We start from the raw sequence: 13812 nt of genomic DNA, 5'->3' as shown, positions 1-13812 counted from the left end.
TCGCCGGGGTGGTCACGATGACGGCCCCCACCCCTGATACCGGCGGGCACATCGTCTCGCCCGATGCCGGCGCCCTGGTGGTCGACCGGCGGAACGGCAAGGTGGGCGTGGTGATGGGACATGTGGGGCCGTACGTGCAGCTTCGACCGCCACGCGGTGGCCGGGAGTGGGACGTTCCGCCCGAGGACGTGCGTACGCCGACTCCGACGGAGGAGTTGAGCGCGAAGGTGGCCGTGGCCAACCGGAGGTGGGGACGGTGACCCCTCGCTCGGTCCTGCGCTACGAGACCTGGACTCTCCAGCCCGACCGCGAGCCGGACGCGGAGCCGGTCCTGTACGCGATGCAGTGCGCCGTGGACGGAGAGACCTCGCCGACAAGCGAGGACTTCGCCGAACCGCAGGACTGGGTACTGCGGCACTGCGGCCAGAACCCGTCGCACCACACCTACCGGGAGATCATCACCCGCCCCTGGCGGACCTGGCGCCAGACGTGACCCGCCTCGCTCGCCCAGGCGCCGCACCGCGCTGACCCACCCGACTCCCGTCCCTGCCGGGCGCAGCCGATCGAGGCTCCCCCGCACTCGTCAGCCACATGGAGGTTCTGGCCTCTGCCGCAGGGGCCGAAGCCCACTAGTTCCTCAACGCGGCCCAGACCGACCGGTTCCACGTGCTGTACGAACTCGCTCTGCGCACCGGCCTCCGCACAAGCGAACTACTTGGCCTCTGCTGGGAAGACCCCGACATCAACACCCGGTCGCCCGCCATCCGCCGCTCCCTCCAGCGCACTCGTAGTCGGGGTCTGACCGTCCTGAACACCAAGTCGCTCGCCTTTGAATGTCGCATCGCCCTACCCACCGAGTGCATCAGCTCCCTCAAGATCCACCAGGAATAGCAGCGGGGAGAACGGCAGGAACCCGGAACGGGATGGACGGACAACGGGCTCGTCTTCACCACCCCGAAGGGCAGGCCGCTCGCCCCCACCAACCTCACCCGCCGCTTCCGCCGCCTCCTCCACCGCGTGCAGCTCCGGAGCATCCGCTTCCACGACCTTCGCCACTCGACCGCGACCCTGCTCCTGGAGCAGGACATCGACCTTGTCGTCATCAAGGAACTCCTCGGCCACGCCCACATCGGCGCCACCGCCGACGTCTACGCCCACGTACGACTCCGCCTCCAACGCGAAGCCATCAACACGCTCGGCGACGCCCTCAGCCCCGGCCGCGACGACCCCGATGGCGCGCCCGTCGCAGCCATCGTCCGCTGACGTTGCCGTCACCGTTGCCGTCAAGAGACATTTGGGCCCCTCCGAATTCTCCCGGAGGGGCCCAAGTGCTGCGCTGGGGGAATATCTCAGGAGCTAACCCCCTGAGGTCGCTCCATCGTTACTGGTTCGCCAGTCCCATGACGGATCTCGATGGAATCTCTCTAGGACCGCGTCATAGCTCAGAAGCTCGCCGTGATTCGTATCGAGAACTCCGCGAACCCCAGGAATTACCTCGATCAAAAGATCGCGGATGCACGCCATTCCGGGGTACTCGACGAGGACTGCGTTGAACTCACCGAGTTCCTCACGAATCTCGGCAATCTCCTCCTCGTCAAACTCGTCGATAACGTCCCCGGAAACGTCCACCCCGAAGCGACACTCCCTCCAATCCAAATGATCGAAGATCGCACCTTCGTGATAAGAGCCGACTCTGCGCAGGCGAGCCACTAGTTCCTGGAGATCACTGGTCGGGCTGAGAAGCGCGATGGTAGGACGCACTGCGGCTCCTTCCTGTCAGCAACGCTGAACCACGTAGAGACCGTCGGGAGCTAGGGAGCCAGGACATCAAGTAGCAGGTTCTTGTCCCGTGTCACCATGATGCCGGCCTGCTCCAGACTCTTAATCACACTTCCACGCCCCTGTGGAAGATAGACGATGACCGGATAGTCCGTCAGGCTTTGCGTATTTAGCGCCTGCTTGAGAGCACCCTTTCCTGAGCCACTCTTCACCTGCACCACCGCATTTCGGGTCACGATGTCGAAGTCCGTGAGCGTGCTGCCGTCCGGCCCATTTATTGTGACGCCTTCAGCTCGCACATGCCCGGGGTAGCGAGCATTGATGTCGTTGATGAGTTCCGGAACTAGCGGGTCATCGCCCTTGCCTGTGACATGAGTAGGGGCGCCTCCGCAATTGTGGACGAGTACCGGCGCATCCCCCGCCACAACATAATACGTATGGACATCCCCCACCGTCAGGTTGTGAACAGCCGTCTCGGTGCTCGTCCAGCGTTCTACCGCCGTGATCTGGACCCGTGTCCCCGCGCTCGTGCGGAGCCACTGGCCCGGGTTCAGGTCTGTTGCCGGGAGCCACTTCGACAGGGTCGGGACCCAGAACGGGTGGCCGGCTGTTGCCGTCACGTGGGTTGCGGTGGTGGAGTCCTTCGCCGTGATCGTGATGCGTACCAGGTGCTTCAGGCCCTGGCCCTTGATCTCCGCGGTGACCGTCTCGGTGCGGGTGACGCCCGACTTCGGGTCGGTCGCCTTCACCTTGTCGCCCGGCTTGACCTTCTCGATCGGCTTCGTGCTGCCGTCGGCCATCAGCACGCGGGTGCCCGGCACGAAGCTGTTGCAGGTGGCGCCCTCCGGGCTCTCCGCCCGGCCCGAGCCGCCGCTTCCGCTGGAGCCGCCGCTGGTGCGGGCGGACCCTCCGGAGTTGCCGCCCGGTTTGGTGCCGCTGCCCTTGGAAGCGCCGCCCCCGCCGGAGGCGGGCTTCACCGTGGAGACCTTCGGTGCCGCCTTCGCCTGTGCCTGTTTCTGGACCGGGTTGCCGGTCTTCTTCTTCTCGGCCGCGGCCTTGTCGGCTATGCGTTTCGCCTGTTCGGCCGCCTTCTTCTTGGCTCTCTGGGCCGCCTCGCGTTTGGCCTTCTCGATCGCCGCCTTCAGGACCAGTTCCGCCGCCTTCTTCGCCGCGCGGAAGGACTCGATGGCCTTGATGGTGCGGTTGACGGCCTTCATGACCGACGGGATCTTGCCGAGCTTGGTCCAGGGGATCGCGCCGATGATGAGGCTTCCGCAGGACCACATGTCGCCGCCGAAGCACGCCATCGCGTCGTTGATGCCGATGAAGTCCTTCAGCGTCTCCCAGGCGACCGCCAGGATCACCGAGGAGAGCGACTTGCCCATGGTCGACTGGGCCTGGGCGACCTGTGCCGCCGACAGACCCGCGCCGGCCAGCGCCGCCGCGCGCTCGGACGCCGTCAGGGAGATGGCCAGGCCCGTCGGGTCGGACATCGTCACGGGGTTGTTGTGCGCGTAGGTGTAGCCGTTGGACTGGAGGACGTCGTTCAGGTCCACCACCGGGTCAGCGGACAGGAAGCGGCCGACCACCGGGTCGTACAGTCGCGCGCCGAGCAGCTGGTAGCCGGTGACGTCGTCACGGGTCGCGCCCAGGAAGCCGCGGTGGGACTGGAAGTTGGCGCCGACGCTGCCGGCGCCCCGCTGGTTGCCGAACGGGTCCTGCTTGCGGATGCGGACGGTGTTCATGCCGGTGAGGGCGACCTCGGCGTAGGTGCTGCCCTGATGGTCCCCGGCCAGCGCCACCAACTGCTCGGCGCCCTCGCCGTTCGCGTACCGCATCACCGCGCCGCCCGGCGCCGCGTACGTGCGCTGGGTGTTGATGAGGACCCCGCCGGGCGCGACCGTCACCTCGGTGTCACCGAGGTGGAGCGTGGCCCGCTTGCCCTGGAGGGTGAGCAGCCGGGCGCCATCCGGGCCGTAGACGTACCGGGTCTCGTTCTGCGAGGACCACAGCTGTTCGGACTTGGCCGCGTTGCAGGTCGCCAGGACCGCCGGGGTCGAGTCGGCCGCGTCGGCGTCCTTGACCGCGACACACAACTTCGAGTCGTGGTGCTGGAGTTGACCCGACGTCGTGCGGTCGAGCTCCTGCTTCGCCGAGCCGTCGCACTTCTGGATCTGGACCGCCGAGCCGATCGTGCCCGCGACCGGCTGGAGGCACCACGTGTCGTAGATGCTGAGCGCGCCCCGGTTCCGGTCGGTCTGGTCAGGGCTCGGGGTGAAGCGCCAGCTCTGCGCGGGTGAGGTGTTGCAGACTCCTGGTCCTGCACGAAGCGCGAGTTCCAGCTCTGGCTGACCGGTGCGATCTCCTCCGGCACCACGTGGAACAAGCAGCCCAGCTGGTCGACCGAGGTCGCGAGGCAGTCGTTCGCGCACGGCTGGTCGTCGTCCGGTTGCCCCGACGAGTACGAGGACTTCAACGTGAAGACCGCCGCGCAGAAGGGCGCGGACAGCGGCTGGTCGAACATCACCTTCGGGATGCGGGCGACCAGCGAGGGTGACACCCAGACCTGGCGGAAGTTCCGGGCGACCTCGGCCACCCTCGAAGTCGACTACAACCGGCCGCCCACCACCCCCACCGCCGTCTCCAGCGCACCCGGCGGCACCTGCAACACCAGCACGGCCGGCGCCACCGTCGGCAAGGGCAACGTCGTCCTGTCGGCGAAGGCCACCGACCCCGACGGCAACCTCAAGGGGCTGCGCTTCCGCTTCTGGAAGGCGGGCGACGCCACCCCGGCGGGCACCCTCGTCACCAGCCTGACCAGCGGCAAGGCCACCCGGACCATCGCGTCGAGCACCCTCGTCGACAAGGGGCTCTACTACTGGGACGTCCGCGCCGAGGACGCCACCCTCCAGTCCGCGTACTACCCGACCAGCGGCAACCGGTGCCGGCTCACCGTCGACGGCTCCGCCCCGCCCCCGCCGACCGTGGACAGCGAGAAGTTCCCCGAGGCCACCGACGACGGCATGACCTGGGCCCAGGTGCCGTTCGGCAAGACGGGCGCGGTCACCTTCACGTCCGAGGGCGCCGCGAAGTTCCAGTACGCCGTGGACGGCAACGACTGGACGGACAAGGCCGCGACCAACGGCGCCGCCACCATCACCGCGCTGAAGCCGCCGCACGCGGGCCCCAACATGCTGAACGTGTACGCCCTCGACGCGGTCGGCAACAAGAGCAAGGTCACCAACTACGCCTTCTACGTGCCGCCGCAGCAGACGGCCGACGGACCCGGTGACACCAACGGCGACGACCTGCCCGACCTGCTCGTCGTGGACGCGAGCGGCAAGCTGATCAACTGCGCGGGCAGCGTCGAGGGCGAACTCAACGAGTGCCTGGACGCCGCGTACTCCACCCACGGCCCACTGGACCAGGCCGCGCACTGGTACGACCCGGCCACCAAGAAGTCCGCCCTGATCACCCACTACGGAGACGCCTACCCGGGCGACGGCGCCACCGACCTGTTCGCGGTCTCTCCCGACGGCGTCCTCTGGCTCTACCCGGGCGACGGCTACGGCAGCTTCGACGTGGACCGGCGCATGAAGGTGCTGCTGCCCTCCAACGCGCCGGCCCCCTCAACCTGGACCCAGATCAAGGCCGTCGGCGACATCACCGGCGACGGTCTCCCCGACCTGGTGCTGCGCGCGGGCCCCGCCTTCTGGACGCTGTCCGGCTACACCGGCGCCGCGTTCCGGTCCGCGACCGTCATGAACAGTGACGCCTGGGCCCGCCGGGACATCGTCAACGTCGCCGACATCAACGGCGACAAGACCCCCGACCTGCTCTGGCGCAACCTCGACAACGGCAACATGTACGTCAGACACGGCAAGCCGGGCCCCGCCGCGGGCAGCGTCGACCTGGACTCCCTGAAGCTGGCGGCCAGTTCACTGAACGGCGACGTCGCCTACGGCACGAGCTGGACCGAGGCCAACATCAGCACCGCGCTCGGCATCCCGGACGTCAACAAGGACGGCGTCCCCGACATCTGGGCCCGTGCCGGAGCCGACGGGACCATGCGGATCTACCACCCGTCGAAGACCAACACCAACGCGCCCGTCAAGACCGTGCTCACCCAGGACTGGCGGACCGTGAAGGCCCTCGGCTGAGCCGGACTCCCGCACCGGCAGGCCCGGTTCGGACGCACATGGCAGCGGCCCCCGCCCGGAGAGGGCGGGGGCCGCTGCCATGGACGAGAGGGTGGGCGTCAGCCGCGCTGGATGCCCGACGTGTCCTGAAGGACGCCGCGACGGCCGTCCTGCGTCTGCGCCACCAGGTTCGGTCCGCGCTGCTCGACGGCCAGGTACCAGGTGCCCGGGGCCAGTTCGGCGATCTGCGAGGACGCGTTGTCCTCGGCGAACAGCGGACGCGTCACCGGCACGGCGAACCAGAACGGCGAGAAGTCCCCGGCCGGCTGGGGCTGTTGACCCTGCGGCTGCGGGGCGGCCTGCGGCTGCGCGCCGTAGGGCTGACCCGGCTGCGGCTGACCACCGTACGGCTGCTGCGGGGCACCCGGGTAGCCGTAACCGGCGGGCGGCTGGGCGCCGTAGGGCTGCGGGGCGGCCGGCCTCGGCGCCGGCACCAGGCCGACGCGCAGCGCGGGCACCAGCGGTGTCGCCACGGCGCCGCCCGCCAGGACCAGGGCGGCCAGGAAGCCGAGGATCAGCCCGGCACCGGAGTCGCTGAAGTCGATCAGCCACCACAGCAGCGCCCAGGCCGTCGAGACGGTCAGGACGACCCCGACGGTGCCCAGGTCGAGGCCCGCCACCTTGCGGGGCTGCGGGAGGGCCCGCGCGACCACGACGAGCGCACCCCCGATGACACCCGCCATGTAGACCCCGAGGCCGAGCCCGAGGTTGTCCCAGGCGTTCGGGTAGTCGACGCTGTTGCAGAGACTGCCGCTGCAACTTGCCAGGTCGAGGAACGACGCGATGAACAGCACGAGCGCTGCCCCGATCACCACGCCGTCGCCTCGAGTGAGGGAGCGGATATTCACTTCAGGTCCTTCGTAGGTCGTCTCGTCGTCGGTAGACACTATCGTCCCCCCGGTCAGGGTGTCCGCCGGGTTCCGCGCTCTGATCACGAACCGTGCAGGAAACTCACGATTCCCTCAGAGATGCCCTGTGCGGCTTTCTGCCGCCAGCCGGAACTGGTGAGGAGTGCCGCGTCCTTGCTATCGCGCATGTTGCCGCACTCGATGAACACCTTGGGAACCGTTGACAGATTGAGACCGCCCAGATCCTTCCGGGTGTCGAGACCGGTACCGTCGCCCACGTAGTTGGCGGGCGCGCTGCCCGTGACCCGTACGAAGGTGCCCGCGATCCGCTCGCCGAGGTCGGCGGAGGCGGCGACGATCGGGCGGGTGTCGGCGGAGCCCGAGTGCACCGACGCCGGGAGGATGACGTGGAAGCCGCGGTCGCCCGCCGGGGCGCCGTCCGCGTGGATGGAGATCGCCGCGTCGGCGTGCGCCTCGTTGCCGATCCGCGCGCGCTCGTCCACGCACGGCCCCCACGGGCGGTCGCCGTCCTGGGTGAAGCGGACCGTGGCGCCCTGCTCCTCCAGCAGGGTGCGCAGCCGCCGTGCGACGTCCAGCGTGAACCGCGCCTCCGCGTATCCCGCGTCGGTGGACGTGCCGGTGGTGTCGCACTCCTTCCAGTTCGTACCGATGTCGACCTTGCTGTTGATCTCGGCCGTGTGCCGGACGTTCTCCGGGTTGTGGCCAGGATCGACGACGACGGTCTTGCCCTTCAGCGGGCCGGAACCGGAGGCCGGCGAGGGGGCGCCTGGCTTCTTGGCGTCGTCGCCCGCGGTGGCGGAGGGGGAGGCGGGGTCGGTGGACCCGGTGGAGCCGGTGGGTGACGCGGCGGCGGTCGACGACGGCCGTGCGGCCGTCCCGTCCGCCCCGCTGCCGGGGGCGCCCACCGCCTCGTACACGAGCCAGCCGAGCAAAGCGCCTGGCACCAGCGCGGCGAGCGCGACGGTCCGGGCGCGGGGGCGGCGGCGGGGCGGGGTGGAATCGAAGTGCGGGCCTGGGTAGGACACGTCTGCGACTCTAACCGGGCGCTCAGCCGGTCGCCCGCGTTCGCCGCAGGACGCGCAGCGAGTCGGTCACGGAGACCTCCGTGAACGCGCCGGAGGCCAGCGCCCGCAGATAGACGCGGTACGGGGCCTGGCCGGTGAACTCGTCCTTCGGGTCGGGGAAGACGTCGTGGATGAGCAGCAGGCCGCCCGGCGCCAGATGGGGTACCCAGCCCTCGTAGTCGGCGCCCGCGTGCTCGTCGGTGTGGCCGCCGTCGACGAAGACCAGGCCGAGCGGGGTGTTCCACAGCGCGGCGACCTGCGGGGAGCGGCCGACCAGCGCGACCACGTGGTCCTCTAGGCCGGCCCGGTGCAGGGTGCGGCGGAACATCGGCAGGGTGTCCATCACGCCGAGTTCCGGGTCGACCGTCCGCGGGTCGTGGTAGTCCCAGCCGGGCTGCTGTTCCTCGCTGCCCCGGTGGTGGTCGACCGTGACGGCGGTGACCCCGGCCCGCCTGGCCGCGTCCGCGAGCAGGATCGTGGAGCGGCCGCAGTAGCTGCCGACCTCCAGGAGCGGCAGACCGAGCCCGCCGGCCTCGACGGCTGCCGCGTACAGCGCGAGTCCCTCGTCCAGGGGCATGAAGCCCTCGGCCGCCTCGAACGCGGCGAGGATCTCAGGCGTGGGTGCCGCGGTCATGGTGCTGCCTCTCGGGACGGGATCGCAACGCTGCTCCCGCACCATGCTGCCGCACCCCCTGACCCCCGTTGGACAGGGGGTGCGGACCAGGCCCGTCCTCGCGGCGCGTTCCTGGCGGTGGTTCAAGAATGCGGGAGGCACGGGTGCGGTGTCGTTAGCGCTGAGTGGCGGGTGAGTTGTCAGTGCGTCTACACGCGTCATGCCTGACGTCGTGTCACGTTCCGCCGTGTCTGGATCAGGGTGCTTCCTCGTTCGACGCCCCCGCGCCACGCCGTTTCCTCGTGCGGCGCCCGTGCGGCACGGTGCTTCCGCGGGCGGTACCCGTGTGCCAAGCCGCCGTCCCGCCCGGTGTCCGCCGCACCGCACGCCGCCTCCCCGCCCGGTACCCGCCGCACAGCAGGCTGCCGCCTCCCCGCCCGGTGCCCGCGCTCACGCGCGGAGCCGGACGGGGAGGCGGACGGCGTCAGAGGGCGCTGGGGGCGGTGGGGGTGCTGGAGGCGGTGGCGGGCAGGGGCAGGTCCACGTCCACCGGGCGCTCGTCGCCGGCGTGGGTCGCCGACGAGGCGAGCGGGCCGTGGCCGGTGGCGCGGGCGGCCAGGACGTACGCGCCCTCGGCCGGCACGAGCAGGCTGTAGGAGCCGTCCTCGGAGGAGAGGGTGGCGCCCGCCTGCCGGCCGCGGTGATCGATCAGCGTGACCTTGGCGCGGGCGACGGGAGCGCCGTCGGCGGCCAGCACCCGGCCGCGGAAGCCGCCGAGCGCCTCCTCGGCGCGCTTCAGGTTGGCGTCCTCCTCGCTGCTGGCGCGCAGCTGGGTGCGGCCCGCGGTGCGGCGGCCCGGCAGGAACAGCGCCATCAGCAGGCCGACCGCCACCGCGCCGGTCGCGATCAGGAAGGAGACCCGGAAGCCGTGCATGGTCGGGACCGCGACGCCCCCGACATGGTGGGCGGTGTTGGCGAGGACCATGCCGATGACGGCGCTCGACACCGAGGTGCCGATGGACCGCATCAGGGTGTTGAGGCCGTTGGCCGCGCCGGTCTCGGAGGCCGGGACGGCGCCGATGATCAGGGCGGGCAGCGAGGAGTAGGCGAGTCCGATGCCGGCGCCCAGGACGACGGCGATGACCAGGCTCTGCCAGGCCGCGCTCATCAGGCCGAGGCCGGCGCCGTACCCGATCCCGATGATCACCATGCCGATGATCAGGGTGACCTTGGGGCCGTACTTCGCGGAGAGCCGGGCGTAGACGGGCGCCGTGACCATCATCGTCAGACCGAGCGGCGCGACCAGCAGACCGGCGGAGACCATCGACTGGCCGAGCCCGTAGCCGGTGGAGCGCGGCAGCTGGAGGAGCTGCGGCAGCACCAGGGAGACGACGTAGAAGGAGACACCGACCATGATCGAGGCGAGGTTGGTGAAGAGGACCGCGGGGCGGGCGGTGGTGCGCAGGTCGACCAGCGGGGCCTTGAGCCGCAGCTCCATCACGCCCCACAGCAGCAGGACGACGACGGCGGCGGCGAACAGGCCGAGCGTGGTGCCCGAGGTCCAGCCCCAGTCGCTGCCCTTGGTGATGGGCAGCAGGAAGAGGACCAGGCCGACGGAGAGTCCGATCGCGCCGAGCACGTCGAAGGTGCCCTGGGCGCGCATCGGGGACTCCGGCACGACGAGCAGGGTGAGGACGATGGACAGCACGCCGAGTCCGGCGGCGCCGTAGAACAGGGCGTGCCAGTCGGCGTGCTGCGCGACCAGGGCCGCGAGCGGCAGCGCGAGGCCGCCGCCGACGCCGATCGAGGAACTCATCAGCGCCATCGCCGAACCGAGCTTCTCGCGCGGCAGCATGTCGCGCATCAGGCCGATGCCGAGCGGGATCGCGCCCATGGCGAAGCCCTGGAGGCTGCGGCCGACGATCATCAGCAGGAGCTGGCTGGTGAGGGCGCTGACCAGCGCGCCGACGACCATGACGGCGAGGCTGAATATGAGCATGCGCCGCTTGCCGAACAGGTCGCCGAGGCGGCCCATGATCGGGGTGGCGACGGCACCCGAGAGCAGGGTCGAGGTCAGGACCCAGGTGGCGTTGCTGGGCGCGGTGTCCAGCAGTTGCGGCAGGTCCTTGATGACCGGGACGAGCAGGGTCTGCATCACCGCGACAACGATGCCCGCGAAGGCGAGCACCGGGACGACGGCCCCGCTGGCTGCCCGGACGGGCTGTTCGTTGGTCGTGTGGGTCATGGGTTGAGGCCTCCCGTGGGGTTAAGTGCCGGGTAAACCTCGTATGCACGGGCAACTATTCCGTTGCTTCGGGCCTCTAACGGATTCTTGACCACACCATGGGGAACTGATGTTCCGTCAGTCAGGCCATCGGCCCTGGCGCGCTGCTGCAACGCGTTCCGCTTTCCCGGCTGCGAGTGAGCTGGGTCTCACCGGGACCCCCGTCCGCGACATGAACAACAGACGTTGAACTCTGTCTCCCGCTGCGTCGACCTTCTGACCCGTGGCTCTGAGGAGATCGGCCGGGGAGGCGCATACCGGTTATCTCGGGAGCGGCGGGGGGGGGGGCTCGGGCCGCCACGATCGCGGCAGACCCGGCACCTCTACCGTCGCAGCCGTCACCTCTGGCGTCGCGGCCGTCACCTCTGCCGTCGCAGCCGTCACCGGCTGCTCCGCCCCCACCGGTCCGCCCGCGCCGCGGACCTCACTTGACGACGACGTTGTCCCCGGTCGACGTCGACGGCCCGGTGGTGGTGTTGCCGTAGTACGCCCAGCGCCACGTTCCCGTCTTGGCGGCCTTCACGGTCGTCCTCAGGGCACCCGAGTTGTTCGCGTACACCTTCTTCACCGTGGTGTACGAGGCGGTGCCGGCGGCCTTGAACTGAAGGCTCACCTGGCGGCCCGCGTAGGAGGCGTACTTCCGGGTTTCCCAGTTGGCGCGCGTGACCTTCCCGGTCACGGTGATGGTCCTGCCCTTGGACACCGGTTCGGGCGAGGCGTTGACGGTCAGCCGGGAGTTGCGCTTGACCTGGACCGTAAGACCCTTGTCGTCGATGTCACCGCCGCCACCCTCGAAGTGCACCTCGGCCGCGACCTTCCAGGCCCCCGCCTCGCTGTTGCGCATGTCCCACACGCTCGGGTCGAAGTACATCGTCTCGTTGATGTCGCAGACGCCCGAGCCCACCTTGAGGCAGTCGCTCGTCTCGATGGCGTGCCACAGCCGATCGTCCGTACCACCGCGGTACAGGAACACCGCCGGCCACTTCCACCTGTGCGTGGTCGTTATCCGGAAGGAGGCGGGCGCCGCGACCTCGTTCGACACCCCGATCACGATCGGCTTGCCGCCGTTCACCTGGACACGGGAGAACGAGACCCCGCCCTCGGCCGCCCCGGCCGGCGCCGCGGCCACGGACGTGAACACCGCCGCCGCACCACCGGCTACGACGACTCTCCAGATCTGCTTCCCCACCGGATCCCCAATCTCGTGACGGAAAGGCACCGGAGGCACCTCCCTCCAGCGCCTTACAGACAGCCGCCACCCGCACGGGGTTGTACACCCGTGCATCACAATGGGGCATCGGACGTCCCCGGCGCGCGGGTCGGGCTCGCGGGCAGCATCGGGCGGGGCGGGGCGGCCATGGTGACCCTGTCCGGAGGGGTTCAGGTGCCGTCGGCCGGGCGTCCTAGGCCGCGCGGCTCGGTCCTGGTCGGGCGAAAATCCTATGTCGGGCCCGCCGCCCGCGATGGGAACATGACCGTCATGCTCGAAGCCACTGACGCCACCCGCCGCCTGCCCGCCCGCACCCCACCCCCCACCTGGCTGGTCGTGGCGCTCGCCTGCGCCGGACAGTTCCTCGTCGTCCTCGACGTGTCCGTCGTCAACGTGGCGCTGCCGTCGATGCGCACCGACCTGGGTCTGAGCGCCCAGGGCCTGCAATGGGTCGTGAACGGCTACGCCATCGCCTTCGCCGGGTTCATGCTGCTCGGCGGCCGGGCGGGCGACCTGTACGGGCGGAAGCTGATGTTCCTCGTCGGGCTCGGCCTGTTCACGCTGGCCTCGCTGGGCGGCGGCCTCGCCCAGGAAGGCCCCGAACTGCTGATCGCGCGGGCGGTGCAGGGGCTCGGCGCCGCCGTCCTCGCCCCCTCGACACTGACCATCCTCACGGCCGCCGTCCCCGAGGGCGCCGCACGGGCGCGGGCCATAGCCACCTGGACGGCGGTCGGCGCGGGCGGCGGCGCTGCGGGCGGACTCGTCGGCGGGCTCCTGGTGGACGCTCTGTCCTGGCGCTGGGTGCTGCTGATCAACGTGCCCGTCGGCGCCGTCGTCCTCGTCTGCTCGCTGCGCTGGCTGCCGGAGAGCCGCAACGGCGCGGGACGCCGCCTCGACCTGCCCGGCGCGGTCCTCGTCACCTCCGGGCTCGCCACCCTCGCCTACGGCATCTCGCAGACCGAGGCGGCGGGCTGGACGGCGGCGGCCACCCTGCTGCCGCTGGCCGCCGGGCTCGCGCTGATCGGCCTCTTCCTGCTGGTCGAGGCCAGGACGACGGCCCCGCTGATGCCGCTGGGACTGTTCAGGGCGCGGGCGGTCTCCTCGGCGAACGCGGCGATGTTCCTCAGCGGGTCCGCGATGTTCTGCATGTGGTACTTCATGACCCTGTACGCGCAGAACGTCCTCGGCTACAGCCCGCTCGAGGCCGGCCTCGCGCTGATCCCCAGCTCCCTCGCGGTGCTCATCGGCTCCAAGTCCGCGCCCCGCTTCCTGCCCCGGTTCGGCGCCCGCGCGGTCGCGGTGACCGGCACGCTGATCGCGGCGAGCGGGTTCGCCTGGCAGTCGGCGATGACCCCGCGGGGCGACTACCTCACCGAGATCATGTTCCCCGGCGTCCTGATGATGCTGGGCGCGGGCCTGACGGCGACCCCGCTGGCCGCGCTCGCCACCTCCCGCGCGGCGCCCGGCGAGGCGGGCCTGGTCTCCGGACTCATCAACACCTCCCGCACGATGGGCGGTTCACTGGGCCTCGCGGTGATGTCGACGATCGCGGCGGCCCGCACCGGGTCGAGCACCACCGGCCAGGCGATGACGGAGGGCTACGCGCTGGTGTTCAGGACCAGCGCGGGGGTGCTGCTCGCCGGGGTGGTACTGATGGCGCTGTGGCTGCCGGGCGGACGGACGAGGTCCACGCCCACGAAGGTCACGCCCGCGGAGCCCACGTCCGCGGAGCCCACGTCCACGGAAGCCACGTCCAGGGAGGTCTGACGGGTCTGACGGGTCTGGCGGCTGCGG

At 70.3% G+C, this 13812-nt stretch carries 10 protein-coding genes and 2 pseudogenes; 5 read left to right on the top strand and 7 right to left on the bottom strand.

Translation table 11 applies throughout. From position 1 onward, the window contains the following. Positions 1–8 precede the first annotated feature (8 nt). From DDJ31_RS39065 to DDJ31_RS11375, 3 genes and pseudogenes are all read left to right on the top strand, one after another. Positions 9–260 (top strand): hypothetical protein, encoded by a 252-nt coding sequence (locus DDJ31_RS39065; RefSeq protein ID WP_127182850.1) that lies wholly within the window; start codon positions 9–11, stop codon positions 258–260. Continuing rightward, positions 248–493: a DUF7848 domain-containing protein gene (locus tag DDJ31_RS11380; protein WP_004000830.1), complete on the top strand. Its 246-nt coding sequence runs from the start codon at positions 248–250 to the stop codon at positions 491–493. The genes DDJ31_RS39065 and DDJ31_RS11380 overlap by 13 nt, the downstream gene beginning before the upstream one ends. A gap of 143 nt (positions 494–636) precedes the next feature. Beyond that, positions 637–1263, top strand: a pseudogene (locus DDJ31_RS11375) (site-specific integrase); the annotation flags it as partial. A gap of 93 nt (positions 1264–1356) precedes the next feature. Here the strand turns inward: DDJ31_RS11375 and DDJ31_RS11370 are convergent. Beyond that, positions 1357–1761: a hypothetical protein gene (locus DDJ31_RS11370; protein ID WP_127180391.1), complete on the bottom strand. Its 405-nt coding sequence runs from the start codon at positions 1759–1761 to the stop codon at positions 1357–1359. Between the two features lie 386 nt (positions 1762–2147). Then, positions 2148–4088, bottom strand: a pseudogene (locus DDJ31_RS11365) (ricin-type beta-trefoil lectin domain protein); the annotation flags it as partial. A 168-nt stretch (positions 4089–4256) separates the two neighbouring features. On the opposite strand from DDJ31_RS11365, the gene DDJ31_RS39060 reads away from it, so the two are divergent. Next, a complete protein-coding gene (locus tag DDJ31_RS39060; RefSeq protein ID WP_240678238.1) occupies positions 4257–5939 on the top strand; it encodes an FG-GAP repeat domain-containing protein in 1683 nt (560 codons plus the stop codon). Positions 5940–6037: 98 nt separating this feature from the next. Here DDJ31_RS39060 and DDJ31_RS11360 read toward each other — a convergent pair whose 3' ends face one another. The 5 genes from DDJ31_RS11360 to DDJ31_RS11340 form a co-directional block, all read right to left on the bottom strand. Then, complete coding sequence (locus tag DDJ31_RS11360; protein ID WP_171480808.1) at positions 6038–6826, bottom strand: DUF5336 domain-containing protein; 789 nt, start codon at positions 6824–6826, stop codon at positions 6038–6040. Positions 6827–6909: 83 nt separating this feature from the next. After that, positions 6910–7872 carry an N-acetylmuramoyl-L-alanine amidase gene (locus DDJ31_RS11355; RefSeq protein WP_127180394.1) on the bottom strand — a complete coding sequence of 321 codons (963 nt, stop codon included), beginning with the start codon at positions 7870–7872 and terminating at the stop codon, positions 6910–6912. 22 nt (positions 7873–7894) lie between these two features. Beyond that, positions 7895–8545 (bottom strand): class I SAM-dependent methyltransferase, encoded by a 651-nt coding sequence (locus tag DDJ31_RS11350; protein WP_164784994.1) that lies wholly within the window; start codon positions 8543–8545, stop codon positions 7895–7897. 463 nt (positions 8546–9008) lie between these two features. Further along, positions 9009–10769, bottom strand: coding sequence for an MFS transporter (locus tag DDJ31_RS11345; RefSeq protein ID WP_127180396.1), 1761 nt, complete (start codon positions 10767–10769; stop codon positions 9009–9011). Between the two features lie 463 nt (positions 10770–11232). Beyond that, positions 11233–11997 (bottom strand): hypothetical protein, encoded by a 765-nt coding sequence (locus tag DDJ31_RS11340; protein ID WP_164784995.1) that lies wholly within the window; start codon positions 11995–11997, stop codon positions 11233–11235. A 282-nt stretch (positions 11998–12279) separates the two neighbouring features. On the opposite strand from DDJ31_RS11340, the gene DDJ31_RS11335 reads away from it, so the two are divergent. Next, positions 12280–13785: an MFS transporter gene (locus tag DDJ31_RS11335; protein WP_127180398.1), complete on the top strand. Its 1506-nt coding sequence runs from the start codon at positions 12280–12282 to the stop codon at positions 13783–13785. Positions 13786–13812: the final 27 nt, after the last annotated feature.

The organism is Streptomyces griseoviridis (assembly GCF_005222485.1).
Lineage (GTDB): Bacteria > Actinomycetota > Actinomycetes > Streptomycetales > Streptomycetaceae > Streptomyces > Streptomyces hintoniae.
The sequence above is the reverse complement of the archived record's forward strand: the minus strand, read 5'-3'. Positions and strand labels throughout refer to the sequence as shown.

What these genes read in the sequence shown, in the direction of transcription:
- DDJ31_RS11350 (WP_164784994.1), bottom strand. Translation starts at nt 8,545, where the DNA reads ATGACCGCGGCACCCACGCCTGAGATCCTCGCCGCGTTCGAGGCGGCC.
- DDJ31_RS11345 (WP_127180396.1), bottom strand. Translation starts at nt 10,769, where the DNA reads ATGACCCACACGACCAACGAACAGCCCGTCCGGGCAGCCAGCGGGGCC.
- DDJ31_RS11335 (WP_127180398.1), top strand. Translation starts at nt 12,280, where the DNA reads ATGACCGTCATGCTCGAAGCCACTGACGCCACCCGCCGCCTGCCCGCC.